This is a genomic window from Kineosporiaceae bacterium (genome assembly GCA_016713225.1).
GTDB lineage: Bacteria > Actinomycetota > Actinomycetes > Actinomycetales > Kineosporiaceae > JADJPO01.
In genome coordinates, this window is record JADJPO010000003.1 from 890424 (window position 1) to 910211 (window position 19788).

18 protein-coding genes are annotated in these 19788 nt (G+C 70.2%); 6 read left to right on the plus strand and 12 right to left on the minus strand.

Annotated features, from left to right (window positions below):
* Nucleotides 1–379: 379 nt before the first annotated feature.
* Entirely contained in the window at nt 380–856 is a 477-nt protein-coding gene (locus IPK24_15180; protein MBK8076870.1) for a hypothetical protein, read from the minus strand.
* On the opposite strand from IPK24_15180, the gene IPK24_15185 reads away from it, so the two are divergent.
* Complete coding sequence (locus tag IPK24_15185; protein ID MBK8076871.1) at nt 846–2264, plus strand: DUF1800 domain-containing protein; 1419 nt, start codon at nt 846–848, stop codon at nt 2262–2264. The two genes, IPK24_15180 and IPK24_15185, sit on opposite strands and share 11 nt — an antisense overlap.
* Nucleotides 2265–2301: 37 nt before the next feature.
* Nucleotides 2302–3597 (plus strand): DUF1501 domain-containing protein, encoded by a 1296-nt coding sequence (locus IPK24_15190; GenBank protein MBK8076872.1) that lies wholly within the window; start codon nt 2302–2304, stop codon nt 3595–3597.
* Between the two features lie 2 nt (nt 3598–3599).
* On the opposite strand, the gene IPK24_15195 is transcribed toward IPK24_15190, so the two are convergent.
* The 8 genes from IPK24_15195 to IPK24_15230 all read right to left on the minus strand — a co-directional run bounded on the left by IPK24_15195 (nt 3600) and on the right by IPK24_15230 (nt 12137).
* Nucleotides 3600–4121 carry a hypothetical protein gene (locus tag IPK24_15195; protein ID MBK8076873.1) on the minus strand — a complete coding sequence of 174 codons (522 nt, stop codon included), beginning with the start codon at nt 4119–4121 and terminating at the stop codon, nt 3600–3602.
* A 204-nt stretch (nt 4122–4325) separates the two neighbouring features.
* Nucleotides 4326–5867 carry a hypothetical protein gene (locus tag IPK24_15200; protein ID MBK8076874.1) on the minus strand — a complete coding sequence of 514 codons (1542 nt, stop codon included), beginning with the start codon at nt 5865–5867 and terminating at the stop codon, nt 4326–4328.
* A gap of 23 nt (nt 5868–5890) precedes the next feature.
* Nucleotides 5891–6499, minus strand: a complete 609-nt coding sequence (locus IPK24_15205) for a class F sortase (protein MBK8076875.1) — start codon at nt 6497–6499, stop codon at nt 5891–5893.
* A 65-nt stretch (nt 6500–6564) separates the two neighbouring features.
* Entirely contained in the window at nt 6565–7902 is a 1338-nt protein-coding gene (locus tag IPK24_15210; protein ID MBK8076876.1) for a hypothetical protein, read from the minus strand.
* 79 nt (nt 7903–7981) lie between these two features.
* A complete protein-coding gene (locus IPK24_15215; protein MBK8076877.1) occupies nt 7982–8251 on the minus strand; it encodes a hypothetical protein in 270 nt (89 codons plus the stop codon).
* A gap of 108 nt (nt 8252–8359) precedes the next feature.
* A complete protein-coding gene (locus IPK24_15220; GenBank protein MBK8076878.1) occupies nt 8360–9415 on the minus strand; it encodes a 2Fe-2S iron-sulfur cluster binding domain-containing protein in 1056 nt (351 codons plus the stop codon).
* Nucleotides 9412–11088: a hydroxylamine reductase gene (gene hcp / locus IPK24_15225; GenBank protein ID MBK8076879.1), complete on the minus strand. Its 1677-nt coding sequence runs from the start codon at nt 11086–11088 to the stop codon at nt 9412–9414. Before hcp ends, IPK24_15220 begins: the two co-directional genes overlap by 4 nt.
* Before the next feature lie 356 nt (nt 11089–11444).
* Nucleotides 11445–12137: a Crp/Fnr family transcriptional regulator gene (locus tag IPK24_15230; protein ID MBK8076880.1), complete on the minus strand. Its 693-nt coding sequence runs from the start codon at nt 12135–12137 to the stop codon at nt 11445–11447.
* A 149-nt stretch (nt 12138–12286) separates the two neighbouring features.
* Here IPK24_15230 and IPK24_15235 point away from each other — a divergent pair, with 149 nt between their 5' ends.
* Both IPK24_15235 and IPK24_15240 read left to right on the plus strand, forming a co-directional pair.
* Entirely contained in the window at nt 12287–13198 is a 912-nt protein-coding gene (locus IPK24_15235; protein ID MBK8076881.1) for a hypothetical protein, read from the plus strand.
* A gap of 69 nt (nt 13199–13267) precedes the next feature.
* Entirely contained in the window at nt 13268–14776 is a 1509-nt protein-coding gene (locus IPK24_15240) for a mannitol dehydrogenase family protein (protein MBK8076882.1), read from the plus strand.
* A 45-nt stretch (nt 14777–14821) separates the two neighbouring features.
* Here IPK24_15240 and IPK24_15245 read toward each other — a convergent pair whose 3' ends face one another.
* The 3 genes from IPK24_15245 to IPK24_15255 all read right to left on the minus strand — a co-directional run bounded on the left by IPK24_15245 (nt 14822) and on the right by IPK24_15255 (nt 18660).
* On the minus strand, nt 14822–15400 hold the full coding sequence (locus IPK24_15245) for a dihydrofolate reductase family protein (GenBank protein MBK8076883.1): 579 nt from the start codon (nt 15398–15400) through the stop codon (nt 14822–14824).
* 1 nt (nt 15401) lies between these two features.
* Nucleotides 15402–17783, minus strand: coding sequence for an excinuclease ABC subunit UvrA (locus IPK24_15250; protein MBK8076884.1), 2382 nt, complete (start codon nt 17781–17783; stop codon nt 15402–15404).
* Nucleotides 17784–17919: 136 nt separating this feature from the next.
* Nucleotides 17920–18660 (minus strand): hypothetical protein, encoded by a 741-nt coding sequence (locus IPK24_15255; GenBank protein ID MBK8076885.1) that lies wholly within the window; start codon nt 18658–18660, stop codon nt 17920–17922.
* A 102-nt stretch (nt 18661–18762) separates the two neighbouring features.
* On the opposite strand from IPK24_15255, the gene IPK24_15260 reads away from it, so the two are divergent.
* Together IPK24_15260 and IPK24_15265 are read left to right on the plus strand one after the other, a co-directional pair.
* Entirely contained in the window at nt 18763–19269 is a 507-nt protein-coding gene (locus IPK24_15260; GenBank protein ID MBK8076886.1) for a DUF4231 domain-containing protein, read from the plus strand.
* On the plus strand, nt 19266–19769 hold the full coding sequence (locus IPK24_15265; protein MBK8076887.1) for an SLATT domain-containing protein: 504 nt from the start codon (nt 19266–19268) through the stop codon (nt 19767–19769). Before IPK24_15260 ends, IPK24_15265 begins: the two co-directional genes overlap by 4 nt.
* Nucleotides 19770–19788: the final 19 nt, after the last annotated feature.

A 19788-nucleotide genomic window follows, 5' to 3' on the forward strand; every position in this document is an offset into this window, starting at 1 on the left:
CCGCGGGACGACGCAGCGCGCGTGAGGCTGACTCTTCCCGACGCTCCCTGACCGGTGCCGCGCTGAGTACGGCGCTGCTGGGCGGTGCGGGCCTGCTGGCCGGCTGGCGCACCGGCCTGTTGGACGGGCTGCCGGGTGCCTCGGGAGGAACCGCGGGCAAGCCCGGCGGAAGCCGGTACCTGGACGATGCCTGGGGCTCCGACGGAACCTACGAGCGCATTGTCGGCACCATTCCTCGTGGCTCGATCATGCTCGATCCAGAGACCGGAATGCCGATCGACGGCGTCGCGCTGGCGCACTTCGAATCGGGTCTACGTCGCGGCAAGGGGTTCCGCCACGGTAGTCGCCGTAAGCGCCGTAGGCACCGCAGGCACCATGATCACGGAACCCCGCCGAAGCCGACGACGGCGCCGCCCAAGCCGACCCCCGGGACGCCCACTCCGTCGGCGTCCACGCCCCCCAGCCCACCGTCGTCGGTGCCGTCACCCACCGCGAGTGCACCATCGGTCACTCCCAGCAAACCGGCTTCGCCCAGTGCCCCGGCTTCGCCCAGCGCCCCGGTCTCGCCCAGCGCCCCGGTCTCGCCCAGTGCCCCGGCCTCGCCGAGTACCCCTGCGTCGCCCACTCCATCGTCGAGCAGCTCGGCCACGCCGAGCCCGACGGGCAGCTCATCGCCGAGCCCCAGCACGACTCCCAGTTCACCCAGTCCATCCCCGAGCGCCTCGGTGACGGCAACCGCCACTGTCTCGCCGAGCCCGACCACCAGCCCGAGCAGCACCGGCTCGCCGTCCCCGACGCCGAGCGCCACTCCCACGGGGAGCCCCTCGCCGACCGTGCCCGTTCCGATGCCGACCACGGCCGCAGCCGAACTGGTGCTGAGCCGGGCCACCTACGGGGCGACGCCGCAACTGCGGGCAGAGATCCAGCAGCTGGGCATCCCCGGCTGGCTGGCACAGCAGCTCGCGCCGGCGTCGATCCCGGATCCCGAGGGCGACGCGGTCTTCGCGATGTACCCGTCACTGAGCCGGTCGATGGCCTCGTTGCAGGCCGAGTTCGACTCCGGCAACTCGAGTGGCCTCGACCCGTCGCTGGATCTGCAGGCCGCGCATCTCGGGCGGGCGATCTGGAGTCGCCGCCAGCTGTTCGAGGTCATGGTCGACTTCTGGTCCAACCACCTCAACGTCCCGGCCCAGGTGGATGACCGGGCCACCCGAGCCGACTACGACCGCATCGTGGTCCGAACCCACGCGCTCGGACGATTCGAGGATCTGCTGGTCGCCTCGGCCAACCACCCGGCGATGCTCGGGTACCTCGACCTCGCCAACTCGACCGGCACGAACCCCAACGAGAACTACGCCCGGGAGTTGCTCGAGCTGCACACCCTCGGGGTGAATGGCGGCTACACCGAGGCCGACATCAAGCAGGCGGCCAAGCTGCTGTCCGGGTGGCGGCTGGACTACAAGACCAAGGCCGTGGCCTTCGACCCCAACCGGCACTATCTCGGGGCCGTTCAGGTCGTGGGCTTCACCCACCCCAACAACGTGGCGTCCCAGGGCCCGACGGCCGCCCGTGAGCTGTACGAGTACCTGGCATTCCACCCCAGCACGGCGAAACACCTGGCCACCAAGCTGGCCCGACGGTTCGTCGGCGACAACCCCCCGGCGGCGCTGGTGGCCAATCTGGCCAGCGTCTACCTGGCCAACGACACGGAGATCGTGCCGGTGCTGCGCGCACTGTTCGGGTCGGCCGAGTTCGCGGCCAGTGCCCGCAGCAAGCAGCGACGCCCGATGGAGCACCTCGTGGCCGCCGCCCGGGCCCTCGGACTTCAGCGGGGTTCCGACCCGAAGGCGCTGCGCGAACTGAACTACGAGTTGTCGGCGGCAGGTCACATGCCCATGGCCTACCCGACTCCGGACGGCTATCCGGACGAAGCAGTCAAGTGGCAGTCGCCGGGTCAGGCACTGAGTCAGTACGGCGCAGCGATGAACCTGCTGCACGGCTGGTACCCGAAAGGCTTCACCTACCAGCCGGTCTCAGCTCTCCTGTCGAACCCGACGACAGCGACCACTCCCGCGGCCGTCGGCGAACAGCTCTGCGCCCGCTTCTTCGGTCGCCCGCCGGCGGCCAACGAGGCGACGGCCATCGCCACGGCGCTGTCGGGCGCTCAGCCGACGAAGCCGTACAAGCCCGGCGATGGCCAGAACGTGGCCGTGAGCGTCGTGGCTCAGCTGCTCATGCACAGCGCCGCCTTCCTGACCCGCTGACTCGCACGTCGTTCCCGACGCCACCGGAGACATCATCATGACTACGCCCGTTGCACCTGCCCGCAATCACGGTGCCACCGACAACGACCCCTGCGCCTGTCACGAGGGCCGCCGGCTGGAGCTCTCCCGCCGCGGGATCCTCAAGATGCTCGGTGGGACAGCGCTGGTCACCGCGACCCTGGGCGAGGCTCAACTCGCCTTCGGCGCCACGGCGGGCACCAAGCCCAACGTGCTCGTGACCATCGTGTTGGGTGGGGGGATGGATGGCATGTCCGCCGTCGTCCCGCACGGCGATGCGGCCTTCGCCCCCGCCCGGCCCAACATCGCCATCCCGCCGTCGACCACCCTGCGCGCCGACGCGATGTTCGGCCTGCACCCTGCCCTGTCGCCGCTGTACCCGCTCTGGCAGTCGGGCAAGTTCGGTGCCGTCCAGGCTGTCGGCCAGCTCGCCGCCGACAAGTCGCACTTCTCGGCGATGGAGAAGATGGAGCAGGCCGCCACCGGATCCGCCGCACGCGACGGCTGGGTCAACCGCATGATGGGGCTCCTGCCCGAGAACGGGCCGCTCGAGGGCGTCGCACTCGGTGGGTCCAACCTGCCGGGCCATTATCGGGGCGCCCAACCCACCTTGTCGGCCTACCGCTTGGCCGACATCACCCTGCCCCTCGAGTACGTCACCACGCTCCCGTTGTGGCAGCAGGCATTCACCCAGTTGCACGTCGGCGAGCGACCCGAGATCTCGGCTCCGATGCGCAACGCGCTCGGCGCCGTGAACGCCGTGGCCTCCGTTCCGGCCTCGACGGCGACCGGCTACCCCAACAACACCTGGGGGACGGCGCTGAAGGACGTCGCTCGGATGATCAAGGCCGATGTCGGGTTGCGTACCGCGAGCGTGCCGTACGGCGGATGGGACCACCACGAGAACTTCGGGGGTCCCACCGACACCGGATCGACGTTCGCCGGGCGCCTGTCCGGCCTCGCCCAGGGCCTGGCGGCCTTCGCGGCCGACCTGGGCACCGACCTCGACCGGGTGACGACCATGACCTTCACCGAGTTCGGCCGGCCTCTCAAGGAGAACGGCAGCGGTGGTCTCGACCACGGTCATGGCTACGTGTGCCTGATGCTGGGTGGCGGGGTCAACGGTGGCAAGGTTCACGGCACCTGGCCCGGACTGGCCCCCGCGAACCTGTCCAACAAGCAGGACCTGGCCGTGACCACCGACTACCGCTCGGTCATCAGTGAGGTTCTGACGACTCGGATGGGTGTGTCCTCGACGACGCCGGTCTTCCCCGGCTTCACGCCCGCCGCGGTGGGGGTCATGCGTTCGGTGTGACGTCAGGTGGCGCGAGCCTTCTTCACGACCTGCCAGATCGTTCCCCCGGCGCCCAGGATCGCGAACACGAAGAACATCGCCATGTCGCGGCCGTAGGCACCCAGGATGGAGAGGTCGGTCAGGTTGTCCGTTAGGAAGGTCAGCCGCGAGACTCCCTCCTGCTCGAGGCTCTCGCTGCCGTAGAAGTCCAGTGCGTCGCTCGCCACGACGGCGAGGAACGAGACCAGCGCGCCCACCACGATCAACAGGACCAGCGGCACGAGCCCTCGACGCGGAGCCGTCCCGGCGACCGCCGTGTACAAACGCACCGAGGCCCAGGCCAGCACGACGCCCGAGATGGCAGCCACATACCCGAGGCGCCACAGCACCACCGTCACGACCACTCCGGCGGCGACGCCGCCGAGTGCGGCGAGCACGCCACGGCCCACGTGTTCGGGCTCGGCTGCCGACGGGATCGCAGCGCCCGGGTCCGCTGTGGGGTGCCCGTCTGCGTGTCCATCCCGGTGCACGAACTGGTCCGTCATGACGCGTGGCCTCTCGACAAGGAGCCCGGCACAGGGGGTTCCGGTTGGTTCATGATCGGAATCCCCGTCCCGGGCCGTGACCCTCGCCGGCCGAAGCCACCCCGATGGCGCAGCGTGAGGCCGAATCAGGTCATCCAGGAGCCTGCGTCACCCCCGCCGGCCGTGGAGGCCGTGCAGGCAACCTGATCGGGAAAGCCCGGGAACTCAGGGCTCGTCGAACGTGGCGAGGCGTGCCTGCAGCCGCATGAGCAGCTGCCGGTGTGGGTCGGCGCTCTCGGAATCAGTGGTGATCAATCCCTCACAGAGCTCGATCGCCTGCAGATACCCCGCCCGGGCCTGACCGGTCCAGCCCTGCTCGGCGTCCAGATCGGCCAACTGGACCTGCGCCAAGGCCAGGTCGAGCCGAGCCTGCGGGTTGTCGGGCTCCAGCCGCGTCCGAGCAGCCAGCGCATCCACCGCCTGTCGATACCCGGACGCGGCCAACGCCATGCGGCGCTCGGCGCGGTCACGGCCGGCCAGCCGCTCATACCCCGCGGCCAGGTTCCGGCGATGGTGGGGGTTGGCCGGTTCGCGGGCCACCAACTCCTCGAGCTCCCGAACCTCGGCCTCCGGGACGGCGGCACGGAACAGGTCCTCCGGAGGGGCCGGGGGGGTCTGCAGCAGGTCGGTGGTGGCCGTTCCCGGCGTCGAACCCTGCTCGGGGGCCGGGGCCGGCCGACGACGTCGCGCGATCACGGTGATCGCTGCGGCGCCCGCGACCACCAGCAGGCCGCCCACGAGCCAGGGACCGAGCCCGAACTCGCCCCGGGAGCCGCCGGCGGCCGGCTCCGGATCGCTGCCCGTGGCCTCGGGCGGCAGGTCGACGTCCACGCTGGCCGCGCGACCGGCGTCCACGATCTGCAGACGCACCCGGGCGGCTGCGGCCGGACGGGGGAACGTGACCACGACACGGCGCCGCAACTCATCGTCGACGGCATCGAACGCCTCGACACTCGCCCCGGGCCGAACAGCCGAGACGGACACTCCCCCCGTCCGTTTCGCCACCGTCGACCAATACGACGGGTCGCCGCTGGCGTCCACCACCGCGAGGATCACCCCTGCCGCCGAGAGCCGCTCGGCGAGCGCCGGGGCCGACTCGTCGTCCGCCGGGGTGCCGGAGGTGTAGAGCACGATCACGGCCGAGTCAGCCGGCACGCGAGGCAGTTGCCGCAGTTGTCGCACCGCCAGGGTCAACGCGGTGGACGTCGTGCGCTCACCCTCGCCGGTCCACGCACTGATCGCTCGGAGGTCGTCGGCCACCCCGCTCGAGGGTGCGGTGACGACCCGGGGCGGGCGTTGATCGGCGATGACCGTTGTCGTGGCTCCCGAGGGCAGCCGCAGCAGGTAGTTCGCCGCGCCGGACAGCGCCCCGCCGCGCAGGGCGGGCACGGCAGCCGACGAGGCGTCGAGCACGACCGCCACCGCCGAGCGTTCGGAGACCACCGGGTCGGCCCGCGCGGCCACCTGGCTGCCCGTTGTCGAGGCCGTGACGGTGACGGATGCCTGCGATGCCGTGGCCACCGACGGCAGCGCCAGCACCACCGAGACCTCGCGGTCCGAGACCAGGCGCGTGGCGAGGACTTCGACGGCGGTGGCGCCGGTCGCGGCCAGAGCGAGCGGCGCCGGCAGGATGATCAGGACGAGAGCGCACACCGCAGCCACGCCGGCGTGCCACCTCGATCTCGCGGGCGCGGGAGTGCCGGACATCGGCGGTCCATCCCCCGTGAGCCTCACGCCGGTACCGCCGTGACGACGATGTTGTCGCGGTAGTGGCCGGTCACCGAATCGAAGACACCACCACAGGTGATCAGGACCAGGGACGCCTCGAGCGTGGGCGCGTACACCTCCGTTGCCGGGAAGTGCTCCTTGGGCAGCTGCCGGTGGCCCACCACGCGAAACGCCACGCTGCTCCCGTCCTGCCGATCGACGGTGATCACAGCGCCCCGCCGGAGCTCGGGCAGCCGGTGGAACACCGCAGGACCAGATCGCGAGTCGATGTGCCCGACGATCACGGCCGGCCCCTGCTGGCCCGGGCGCGGACCGCCGGCGTACCAGCCGGCGACGTCCCAGTCGGTGGGGGCCTCGATCCATCCCTCGGGGGTCAGGCCCAGTTCGGTCAGCGAGGTGTCCACTCCGGCCTCGGGGATCCGCAGCCGCTCGGGGGGCGCGACGCCGGCGTAGCGGCGCACCGACCGGAACTGTCCGACGGTCGGCGGAACGGACCCGCTGGGCGAGGGGGAAGAGAGCCGGGCCGGCCCTGCGGCGGACGACGCCACGACCGCCGGCTCACCCGCCCCGGCGGCGGTCGACGTGCCCGGAACGGCACAGCCGCTGACCAGTCCGATGGACAGCAGAGCGATCACCCGGACCGTGACGGGTGTGCTCGCCCGGCGACGAGCCTCGCTCACCGAGCCCCGGCAGTTCTCGCGCCGCCGCCCCCGGTCTGTGATCCACCGAGTGGCAGCCGAGCCGCGACGGCGGGACCGATGCCCTGGGCCAACTGTCCTGCCAGCGCGTAGGTCGCGCCGTGGATCTGCTGGCTGATGGTGTAGGCGGGCGCGAAGCTCCCGGACGCGTAGGCGTCGATCTCGGCGAGCAAGCGGGCATCGTGCCCGGCCAGGGCCTGCGTCAGAGCCGTCGCGGTGAGCCGGTCGGCCGTGGCCCCCGCCAGGAAGCCGGCCAGAGCGCTCTGGAACGACTCGAGGGCAGCCCTCGCCTGGTTCTGCCCTGCGGTGTCCTTCCGGACCGCGGCCGTGTTGTAGGCGGCCAGTTGATCGACCTGATCGGCCCACAGGCTCTCGAACCGGCGCGCCGGCTCCACGCCGAACAGGGCATCGACCGCCGCGGTGAGATCGAGGGTGTTGCCGTTCAGCGCATCACTCATGGCCGCGAAGTCGACCGGGTCGCCGGCGGCCGAACGCGTCATCGCCATCACCAGGGCGGCATGTTCACCGAGGAGTCTGGTCAGCTCCGACCGCAGCCGCACCGCGGGGGTGTCGAGGGTGCCGGTCACCGTGGCGGGCATCAGCGCGCGGGCCAACTGCGCCCCGAACGCGTAGGTGTGCGAATAGGACGCGCGATAGCCGCTCGCCGCGTTGGCATACTCGGCGGCGGCGTAGGCGTCGGCATCGTGCAGCAGGTGCTGAGCGTGGTCGTGGATGGCTGCCCGTACCGTCGCTGCGTCCAGGCGGCCCTGCGATCGGGCCACGAAGTACTCGGCCAGTTCGCCCTCGTATTCGACCGACTCCTCCCGGGCATGGTCGCGCACCGCTGCGTCATGGATCGAGTGCCCGCGGGCGTAGTCGAACAGCGACAGGATGTGTTCGGCCCACATCTCCTCGAACTCCTGCTTCGCTGCCGCATCGACGAAGGGGTCGAGCACCTCGGCCAGGTCGTGCGTGTTCTGCCCCAGTGCCGCATTGGCGGCCTGGGCCAGGTCGGCGTCTCCGCGGATTCGGGCGCGCATCATGTCGGAGGCGAGCACCGAGTGCTGGCCCATCAAGGCCGCCAGCCGCAGTGCGGGATCGGCCGGCGTGGCCGGTGCCTCCGGCACGGCGGCCGGCGGGATGCTGCTGGACGACGGCTCGGCGCCCGCTGCCTCACCCTGGGCCGAGGCACCGGCGGGAGTGGGCGAGGCCGTGGTGGTCGGCGCCGAGGGGGCACCATCCGAACAGGCCGTCAGCCCGACGACACACAGAACGACGACACCCCCGAGAACGCGCGTGGCGATGGCGGATCGCATGGGCCATGGTGACATGTCAGGACCTAACCGGCGCACACAGGACAACAGCACCCACGAACGGCGTAGTCACCTCAACAGCTCACCCGGCGTCGCGCACGGCCCGTGCCTCCGGGTCGAGAACCAGCCCTTCGCCGATCTCTCGACGTCCCCAGACGTACACGCCCACCGTCGCCGCGGCGCTCGGCGCTCGTACGCTGACCCCGACCATCATCCCCGGCACCTCGTACACCCGGGTGAACGTGCCCCAAGGGCCGATGCGGCCGGGGCCCGGTCCACAAGGGTCCCAGGCTCCCCGTTCGGGGACCTCGCTGGAGGCGTGGAACACGCGCTCTGTCATGCCGTTGGACATGATCTCCCCCTTGCTCGAGCGGCGCCCGCGAGGGCCGACCCACCCGCGGTCACCATGACCAGCCTGGCCAGGAACCGGACCGGCAGCGGGGGCCAAACGGCCTGTCCCTCAGGTCGGAAGAAGCCGTTCGGTCATCACGTGGTCGGCCGGCAGTCCCGCAGCCCGTCCGGCACGCTGGACGGCGTCCACCAACGCCGGCGGGCCGCAGACGTAGAGGTCGGGCGTCGGTCCACCGGCCGCCAGAGCCTTGGCGACCGCATCCGCGGGGGTGCCCGACGTGCCGGTCCACCCCGGGTCGGGGTGCCAGACGCACTCCACCAGCTCGAACTGCGGCAGCTCCGATTCCAGATCCCGCAACGCCTGCAGGTCGGGGTGATCGGCGACCTCACTGATCCCGAGGAACAGTCGTGTCGGCTGCGGCTCGCCCCACTCCGCCATACGACGCAACATCGACAACACCGGCGCCAGGCCAGTGCCGCCGGCGACGAACCACCTCGGGCGTAACCCGCTGTCCCGCAGCCCGAATGCTCCCAGCGGACCGTGCGCGATCAGTGGATCCCCCGGCGCTGCCCGCTTCAAGAACTCCGAGAAGTACCCACCGGGGTGCAGCCGGATGAAGAACTCCAGCGCGCCGTCCCAGTTCGCGGTATTGGCGATCGAGTAGGCACGACGGCGCTCGTCCCCGGGCACCTGCAACTCCATGAACTGACCCGGGTCGAACTCGGCCCCGGTACCACCGGACTCGTCCGGGCCGAGCTGCAGCCGCAACCACATGCCGTCCCGGGCCACCGGCGCCAGCTCGAGGATCTCGGCGTCGCGGCGGGCGATACCCCCCTCGATGATGCGGGAGCGCGGATAGCTGACCTGCACCCCCACCGGCCCCAACGGGTAGGTGCGACAGAGCAGCACCCCGCCGGCCTCGGCCTGCTCCGGGGGCAGCGCCGCGGGACTGTGCGCCCCCAGTCGATACGCCCCCCGAGCCGTGCCGTGACAGGTGCCGCACGTGCCCTGGCCGCACTGCGACGGCAGGACGAATCCTGCCGCCGCAGCGGCCTCGATCACCTGCTGCCCGTCGGGTACCTCGATGCGCAGGCTCACGCCGTCCGAGGTGACCAGATCGACGGGGTAGCGGGCGTCCCCTCCGGCGAGGCGGCCCCCACTCATGAGGCGGCGCCGGCCATGGCTGCCTCGAGGTCGGCCAGCGGGTCACCGATCGGGGCGATGTCGAACTTCTCGACCAGCACGTTCAGCAGCGTCGGGGTCAGGAACGCCGGCAGCGTCGGGCCGAGCTTGATTCCCTTGATCCCCAACGACAGCAGCGTCAGCAGCACAGCGGCAGCCTTCTGCTCGAACCACGACACCACCAGCGTCAGCGGCAGGTCGTTGACGCCACACTCGAACGCCTCGGCCAGCGCCGAGGCGATGCGGATCGCCGAGTAGCTGTCGTTGCACTGGCCGACGTCGAGCAGCCGCGGCAACCCGGCCACGGTGCCGAACTCGTGCCGGTTGAAGCGGTACTTGGCACAGCCCAGGGTCAAGATGACGCTGTCCTCGGGAGTGGCCTCGGCGAACTTCGAGTAGTAGTTGCGCCCCGGCAGCGCGCCGTCGCAGCCACCGATCAGGAAGAAGTGACTGATGGCACCGGACTTCACGGCGCCGACGACGTCCCCGGCGACGCTGAGCACGGTGTGGTGACCGAAGCCGATGGTGATGGTCTCCTCCGGGGCATCCTCGGCGAACCCGGGCAGCGCCTGGGCGGCCTTGATCGCCGGCGCCATGCCGCCGTCCTCGAGCGAGGCCAGGTGACGCACGCCGGGCCAGCCCACCGGGCCGGTGGTGAAGATGCGCTGCCGGTAGGTGGGCCGGGGCTCGATGATGCAGTTGCTGGTCATGATGATCGCGCCGGGGAACGTCGCGAAGTCCTGCTGCTGATCCTGCCAGGCACCGCCGAAGTTACCGGCCAGGTGCGAGAACGCCTTCAGCTGCGGGTAGGAGTGCGCGGGCAGTAGTTCACCGTGGGTGTAGACGTCGATGCCGGTGCCCTCGGTGGCCACCAGGATCGCGTGCAGGTCGCGCAGGTCGTGACCGCTGACCAGGATCGCCTTACCGGCCCGGGGCGTCACCCGCACCGGGGTGGGCGCCGGGGTGCCGAACGAACCCGTGTTCGCGGCGTCCAGCAGCTCCATGACCTTCAGGTTCAACGTGCCGAGGTCGAGCGCGTGGCCCAGCAGGCCGTCCAGGTCGGTCGGCTCTGTGGCCAGGTAGTCCAGCGAGGCCTCGACGCCGGCCAGGATCTCGGGGCTGGTGTGACCCAGGACGGCGGCGTGGTGGGCGTAGGCGCAGACACCCTTGAGGCCGTACAGGTTGAGCGAGCGGGCACCGATCACGTCCTCCCCCACCAGCGACAGGTGCAGGGTGATGCCGGCCTCGGCCGCCTGGGCGAGCAGCCCGTCGGTACCCTCGGCGGGCTGCCACGCCGCCGCTCCACCCAGCTGCTCGACCGGCACCCCGGCCGCGGCACACGCGGCCTCGTAGCCGGCCTTGACCCGGTCACGTACCTCGGCGGCCTCCCCGAGCAGCTGCACGAACCGGGTGGCGGTGAAGTTGACGTTGGTGAGCGTGGTGAACATCGCGAACATGGCGAACTCCGCGGCTGCGTCGTCCGGCGCCCCCAACGCCCGCGCCCGGGTGGCGTACTGGCCGATCCCCTTGACCGCGTGGACGAGCAGGTCCTGCAGGCCTGCGGTGGTCTCGTCCTTGCCGCAGGTGCCACGCAGCACCGAACAGCCGGGGACGGCGCCGGAACGGTCGGTCTGCTCGCACTGGTAACAGAACACGGTGAGGGTCCTCCGACAGGAGTAGGGACGGTCGACCGTTCGAACCTAGGCAGCCGGATCCGTCCGGGCCTTGACCCAGGTCAAGCCCTGACCAGGGCCACCTCCCCCGAGCTGTGTCGTGCCCCACACCCTGCCTCCGCCAGTGATCACGTTGAAGATCACGGTGAGGACTTCGCACCCAATTCAAGATCACGTTGAGCGGTTCCCTCGCATGAACGTGACGGAATCCTTCAACGTGATCTTCAACGTGATCATGAGTCAGGCTCGCGGGGGGGCTGTGCCCGCTGTGCCCGCTGCGCCCGCTGCGCCCACTGCGCCCGCGGGGCCTGGCTGGGCCTGGCTGGGCCTGGCTGGGCTCAGCAGGCGGAGGCGAGGCGCTCGGCGTCCAGCACGGTGATCCTGCGCCCGGCGACGTTGATCACCCCTGTTCGAGACAGCTCGCGCAGGGTGCGGGAGAAGGTCTCGGGTGTCAGGTTCAACCGCGAGGCGAGCACCGCCTTGGCCGCGGGCAGCGCGATCACCGAGGTGCCGTCAGCGGCATGGACGTCGGCCCGCAGCCCGAGCAGCAGACCAGCCACCCGTTGGGTCGCCGAGCGCAACGAGATCGACTCCAGGTCGCTGATCATCGTGTGCAACCGGATCGACATGCCGGCGAGCATCTGCCGTGCGAACAGCGGGTCGGCTCCCACCAGTTCGAGCACGGTCACGGCAGGGACGACGAGCAGCTCGCTGGGCAGCAGCGCCGTGGCGGTCACCGGGTAGGGACGTCCGGCGAACATCACGGCCTCGCCGAAGGTCTCGCCCCCCGAGATGATCTCGAGCACCTTCTCGCCACCGTCCGCGCCGGACAGGGTGAGCTTCACCTGGCCACCGACCACACAGAAGAAGGCATCGCAGGCCTGGCCGGCGACGAAGAGCACCTCGCCGCGCTCGAGGCGTCGCCAGCGACTGGCGCGCGCCACGGCGTCCAGCCCCTGGGGTGCCAGCTGGCTGAACAGCGGCAGCGAACCCAGGACCTGCCGGACGGCGGCGCGGGGGCGTCCGGCCATCGCTCACCCCTCTCGAGTTTCGGCATGTCGAGCGCACCAGGCGAGACCCTGCTCCACCTGGCCGGGCCCACTGCCCACCCTGACATGTGTCCCGGGGTACTTCCGCGGCATCGAGAGCCGACTCCGGTCACGGTGGTTACGGTGGGCAGGTGACTCTCCCCCATCCTCCACGGTCCAGCAATCGACGCGCCGTCGCCCTGGCGTCCGCCCTGGTCATCCTGGCAGCGGGCGTTCTGGTGGCCTATCTGCTGCGCGACCGCGGACGGTCAGGGGCGACGCCGACGCCTGCGTCACGGACGGGTGAGGTGCCCACGGCGGAGTCACCCGGTTCCTCGGCCAGCTGCGAGCCCGGGCGCAGCGGGCCGCTGCGGCTGGACACCCAGTTCACGGCGACCGACGGATCGGGCCAGGTCGTGCGCTACAGCATCAGCCTGCCGGACGACTACTTCACCGCCTGCAAGCGGTACCCCGTGCTGTATGCGCTGCACGGTAAGGAGCAGAACAACATCGGCTTCATGGACCAGACCCCACCTCTGCGCAAGGCCATGGCCGCCGGCGTGCTCGATCAGGCGATCATCGTCACCCCGGACAGCTTCTCGACGGGCCGGTGGGAGAACCGCGAGACCGGCCCCGCCGAGGACAACCTCGTCAAGCGACTGATCCCCTTCATCGAGCAGAACTACCGGGTCGAGGCAGGCCCCTCGCACCGTCTGCTGGCCGGGTTCTCGATGGGGGGGCATGGCGCGATGCGGTTCGGGCTGAAATACCCCGAGATGTTCGCCGCCGTCTGGTCGGTGGACGGCGCGATGGCCGACCCCGCCGACTACCTGCCGTTCGTCGAGGGCAAGACCAGCGCGGACTTCCACATCATCAGCGTCGGGGGCCAACTCAACGGGGCACGGGTGCAGGCTCTGATCGACGCCCTGAAGGCCAAGGGCATCGACATCCCCTACGTCTACCAGGATCGCGAACACGAGTTCGGTGCGTTCATCGACGAGGACGAGAAGGCCGGCTGGGTGGCGCTGAAGTTCCTGCAGCAGAACCTCGGCCGCGCGATGTGAGGCAGCGGTACACCAGGGCACCGCGTTCCTCCTGGTGGCGGCTCCGGGGCACCCTCTAGCCTGTGCGCCATGACTGGTCGCCCCCACCTCGAGCAGGCCCTGTTGGATGGAACCGGTGCGTTGCCCGCGGGGCTCGCCGTCCCGGGCTACGACCGTTCGGCGGTGACCGCAGGCGTGGCGCACATCGGGGTCGGCAACTTCCATCGGGTGCACCAAGGGGTCTATCTCGACCGGGTACTGCACCAGGCGGGCCAGCAGGACTGGGGCATCGTCGGCGTGGGTGTGGTGGATTCGCCGGCATCGGCCGCCAAGGCCGCCGCCTTCGCCGCGCAGGACAACTTGCACACCGTCACCGAGTTCGCCCCCGACGGCTCGCACGCCAGCCGCGTCATCGGGTCGATGGTCGGCTACGAGTCCGTACCCGCCGATCCCGTTGCGGCACAGGCGCGCCTGCTCGATCCGGGCATCCGCATCGTCACCATGACCATCGGTGAGAGCAGCTACCACCTGATCGAGGGCACCGGGGAGTTCGACGTGTCGACACCTGCGGTCGCGGGCGACCTGCAGCACCCGGAACGCCCGCCACGCACGGTGTTTCGATTGCTCATCGAAGCGCTCGACGGACGGCGCCGGGACGGGACGGCGCCGTTCACGGTGATGTCGTGCGACAACCTGCGCGGCAACGGTGACACCATCCGCCGCTCGCTGCTCGGGTACGCCGCTGCGGTCGATCCGGCGCTGGCGCGGTGGATCGAGGATCAGGTGCGCTTCCCGAACTGCATGGTCGACCGGATCGCCCCCCTGGTGAACGATGCGCGCCGGGCAGAGCTCAATGCCCTGGCCGGGATCGACGACGCGGCGGCCACCATCGGCGAGGACCACCTGCAGTGGGTGATCGAGGACGACTTCCCCAGCGGCCGACCGCGGTGGGAGGAGGTCGGCGTCACCATGAGTGCCGAGGTCGCCCAGTACGAGGCGGTCAAGGGCCGCATGCTGAACGCCTGTCACGTGCTGATGTCCTACCCGGCGGTGCTGCTCGGCCACCGGTTCGTGCACGAGGCGATGGCCGATCCGTTGGTGTACCGCATGTTGCGCACCTTCGTCGATCAGGACGTGATCCCGCTGATCACTCCCCCGGCCGGCGTCCAGTTGCCGGACTACCGCGACCAGATCCTGTCTCGTTTCGCCAATCCCGCCGTGCGTGACCAGTTGCTGCGGATCGCGATGGACGGCGCCGCGAAGATCCCGGTCTTCCACACGGTGACGTTGCGTACCCAGATCGAGCAGGGACTCGATCCGTCACGAGAAGCGTTGCTGCTGTTGTGCTTCCGGCGGTACCTGACAGGTGTCGACGACCGCGGGGTGGCCTTCGACGTCCACGAGCCGTTGCTGTCACCGGACGATCGGGCCGCCTGCGCAGGGGACGATCCCCGCGCCGTGTTGCGACTGGCTCCGTTCAGCCCGCTGCGTCTCGAGGACCATCCCGGCTTCATCGCGCGCTTCGACGAGCTGGCCGGCGTCATGACCCAGCGTGGCGTGGCAACCACCATCGAGGCGGCGATCCAGCCTCGCGGCTGAGGCGTCAGCTGACCGGGCGATTCCACCTGACCCCGAGCCTGGCCGTCAGCGACGGACTCTGTACCTCAGGTGCACCACCCGGTCACCGTGGATCAGCACCTCCGAGTCCTCCAGGAGCTGCTGACGATCCAGCGGGCCGAAGAAGCGCCGACCCGAGCCGAAGACCACCGGGACGACGTCCATCGCCACCTCGTCGATCAACCCCAGGGCCAGCGCCTGCCCGCCCACCTCACCGGCCGCCACGGCGACCGTGCGAGCGCCGGCGAGTTCTCGGGCCGTCGCGATTGCCTCGGCCACGTTGTCGTGGAACGTGTACGACGCCTCGGGGTGCCAGCCCTCGGGGCGAGGACGGTGCGAGACGACCGCCACGTGCTCGCCGGTCGGCGGCCTTCCCTCCCAGCCGTTCGTCAGGTCGAACAGCCGCCGCCCGATCACCATCGCTCCGATGCCCTGCCACATCGATCTCACGTACGGCGCCGAGGCGGGCGTGACCTTGAACGGGCCCGCATCGACGATGTCGACATCACCGTTGAAATACCACTCGAACAGCGGCCCCACCTGATCGTTGGAGTCGGCGATGTACCCATCCACCGACACCACCGCATGCATCACCACAGTGCCCATCTCAGCCGCCGACGTAGGCCGCGAGGTGCTCCCCCGTCAGCGTCGCGCGCTCGGTGACCAAATCGGCCGGCGTCCCCTCGAACACCACCCGCCCACCATCGTGACCGGCGCCCGGACCGAGATCGATGATCCAGTCGGCGTGCGCCATCACCGCCTGGTGGTGCTCGATGACGATCACCGACTTGCCTGAGTCGACCAGCCGGTCGAGCAACCCGAGGAGGTTCTCGACGTCGGCCAGGTGCAGGCCCGTGGTGGGCTCGTCGAGCACGTAGATGCTGCCCTTGTCCGCCATCTGAGTGGCCAGCTTGAGCCGCTGCCGTTCCCCGCCGGACAGGGTCGTCAGCGGCTGCCCGAGGCTCAGGTAGCCGAGCCCGACATCGGCGAGCCGGCTCAGGATGACGTGCGCGGCCGGCGTCCGAGCCTCACCGGCGCCGAAGAACTCCGCGGCCTCGGTCACCGGCATGGCGAGCACCTCGCTGATGTCGCGGCCCCCGAAACGGTACTCGAGCACTGCCGCGTCGAATCGCTTGCCCTCGCAGTCCTCGCAGGTGGTGGCCACACCGGCCATCATCGCCAGGTCGGTATAGATCACTCCGGCGCCGTTGCAGGTCGGGCAGGCGCCCTCGGAGTTGGCGCTGAACAGCGCCGGCTTCACGCCGTTGGCCTTGGCGAACGCCTTGCGGATCGGTTCCAGCAGACCGGTGTAGGTGGCCGGGTTGCTGCGCCGTGAGCCACGGATCGGCGCCTGATCGACCGAGACCACGCCGTCCCGGCCTGTCACCGAACCGCGGATCAGTGAGCTCTTGCCCGACCCGGCCACACCGGTCACCACGACCAGGACGCCGAGTGGGAGGTCGACGTCCACGTTCTGCAGGTTGTTCTCGCTCGCGCCGCGCACCTCGAAGGCCCCGGACGACGTGCGCACCGCCGCCTTCAGCTTCGCCCGATCGTCCAGGTGCCGTCCGGTCAGGGTGCCGCTGGCACGCAGCCCCTCGACGCTGCCCTCGAACACCACCCGGCCCCCGGCGGTGCCGGCACCCGGGCCGAGGTCGACGACGTGATCGGCGATCGCGATCACCTCGGGCTTGTGCTCGACCACGAGTACGGTGTTTCCCTTGTCGCACAGCCGAAGCAGCAGGTCGTTCATGCGCTGGATGTCGTGCGGGTGCAGCCCGACCGTCGGCTCGTCGAAGACATAGGTGACATCGGTGAGCGAGGACCCGAGCTGACGGATCATCTTGGTGCGCTGCGCCTCACCACCTGACAATGTGCCCGCGGGACGCTCCAGCGAGAGGTATCCGAGCCCGATCTCGACAAAGGAGTCCAGGGTCTCGCGCAACGAGGCGAGCAGCGGCGCGACCGAGGCGTCGTCCAGATCGCGCACCCACGCCGCGAGGTCGCTGATCTGCATCGCGCAGACCTCGGCGATGTTGACGCCCTTGATCTTGGACGAACGCGCCAGCTCACTCAGCCGGGTGCCGTCGCAGTCGGGACAGATGGTGAAGGTGATGGCCCGCTCCACGAAGGCGCGGATGTGCGGCTGCAGCGCGTCGACGTCCTTGGACAGCATCGATTTCTGGATCTTGGGGATCAGCCCCTCGTAGGTCAGGTTGATGCCGTCGACCTTGATCCTCACCGGCTCCTTGTGGAGCAGATCCTGCAGTTCACGCTTGGTGAACTTCGCGATCGGCTTGTCCGGGTCGAAGAAGCCGCTGCCGCGGTAGATGCGGCCGTACCACCCGTCCATGGTGTAGCCGGGGATCGTCAGCGCGCCCTCGTTGAGCGACTTGGTGTCGTCGTACAGCGCGGACAGGTCGAAGTCGGTGACCGAGCCGCGCCCCTCACAGCGCGGGCACATGCCGCCGACGATGCTGAAGCTGCGCCGCTCCTTCACCTTCTGCCCACCGCGTTCGAGGGTGACCGCCCCCGCACCACTGATCGAGGCGATGTTGAACGAGAACGCCTTGGCCGAGCCGATGTGCGGGGTGCCGAGGCGGCTGAACAGGATGCGCAACATGGCGTTGGCGTCGGTGGCGGTGCCGACCGTCGAGCGTGGATCGGTGCCCATGCGCTGCTGATCGACGATGATCGCGGTCGTCAACCCGTCCAGGACGTCTACATCGGGACGTGCCAACGTGGGCATGAACCCCTGGACGAAGGCGCTGTACGTCTCGTTGATCAACCGCTGCGATTCGGCGGCGATGGTGTCGAACACGAGCGAGCTCTTGCCCGAGCCGGAAACCCCGGTGAACACGGTCAGCCGGCGCTTGGGTATCTCGACGTCGACGTTGCGCAAGTTGTTCTCGCGCGCGCCGTGCACGCGGATCCGGTCGTGGCTGTCGGCAGCGCGCTGCGCGCGGGACGCATCAGTCGTCGTGGCCATGCTCGTGGTGTCTCCATCTGTTGTGTGGTGTCCGGTCGAGCCTAGGCACGAACCCGAGGATCGGAAGTCGACGTGCCGATGCCGGAAGCGCTCGAACGTGATCTTTACGGCTGGATCCGGGGACGTGTCGCTGGGCTCAGCGCACAGCTGGTCCGCTCCCTGCGTCAGCAGTGCCCCGGGTGAGCAGCGCTTCGACGGTCGCCGCCGCAGCCTCGCCCGACTCGATGTCCACGACGTGCACCAGGCCGGACGCCACGATGGCCACGGCCCGCTCGTCGGCGCTCGTGCCACGGGTTGCAGCGACGATCTCGTCGGCGGCCCGGCCCGTGCCGGCCACCACGATGACCGGGCGTCCCACCTCGACGCTGTGCCGGGCGTCCTCGAAGGTGATGGTGCCACCGTTGACCAGCAAGGTCGCGCTCGGCGAGGAGCCGGCTGCCCGGTCCGACACGGCCGCGATCCAGGGCGACTCATCGCCCCAGTGGGTGCCGGGCACCAGCAGGACCGCGCGATGGTGCGGGTCGAGCGGTGCGGCGTCCGGATTCGCCGGATTCCGGCCGGGCACCACGACGGTGCCCGTTGCCGCGACACCGAGCAGGACGACGTCCGTGCCGTCGACGGCCTCGCCCATCACCCTCATGACCCCGGAGTGGGTGCCGCCGTCGACCACCAGCACGCCGTGCCGCGACAACACGGGCACGAGGTGCTCACGCAGCAGGTCGTGCAGCGCACGCACGTGGTGCTCGTCCATGCCCGCCGCTCCCCCGACGCTCACCAGCACCGGCCGCTCACCGGCGATCCCGAGCCTGCCCAGCGCAGCCGGCAGACCCGCTCGGTCCGCGACGTCGAGCACTTCGGGGTGGGTCTGCCCGCTCATGCCATCGACTGTAGGACTTTGCGGGCGCCACAGACGTGACGAGGTACCCCGCGACCGGCCAAGATGACCATTATCGATGGGCAGCAGAGTGAGGAGCAGCTCGTGAGACCCGCACTCCTGCGTCGCGTCCCGTCGTTGCGGACGACGGCGCACTCCACGCCCGTCCTTCCCCGAGACGCCGCCCAGCGGCACCCCTCCCTCGCCCAGGACATCGCGGTGGTGCAGGAGCACCTGGCCCCCGCCTTCGCCGAACTGGACGCGACGGCTCTGCAGTACCAGAACAGGTATCGGCGCCAGCGCCTGTTGGTGGCACTCGGCGCAGCGCTGGTCACCGGACTGGGTGGACTCGAAGCGGCCTTCTCGGACCACTGGTGGCCCGGCGTCGTCCTGGGCCTGGTCAGCGCCACGGTGGTGACCGGCAGCCGGATCGACAAGGAGCGCACCGTTCAGGAGGACTACCTCACCGCCCGAGTGAAGGCCGAGCGGTTGCGCGCCCTGCACTTTCACTACCTGTCGGCCCGGGAACCGTTCGACGGCACGGACGCCGAGCGGATCCGGGCGCTGCGGCGAGCGGTGAGCGCCGTGCGCCACGGGAGGGAACCGTCGTGAGCACTCGGGACGAGGACTTCCGGCAGCTCTACCGCACCGAGCGGATCGCCAACCAGCTGGCCTGGTACCGCGCCCGCAGCACCGAGTATCGGACGGCGCACGACCAGGCGATCCTGCTGCGCAACGGGCTGCTGTGGGTGGCCGCCATCTGCGGGGTGCTCGGGGCCGCTCCCGTCGGACCGGCGGCCCGCACGGCGTTGGGACTGACCGCGGCGCTGCTGGCGGCGCTGGCCACGGTCATCGCCGGTTTCGACACGCTGATCGACTTCGACACCGTGCGCAAGCTCTACGACGACGCCGCCGGGAATCTCGACCAGGCCGACATCGACTGGGACGGCGCGAGCTCGACCGACCTACCCGAGCTCATCGATCGCGTCGAGGACGTGCTGGAGACCGAGAACGGCCGCTGGGGGCAACTCCTGCGCGCCTCGGCGACGGCCAGCGCGGCCGCGGCCGCGGCCGCCACAGAACGTGAGGGAACCGGCTCGCCTGAGCCGTGACGTCGTCCGACGACCACGA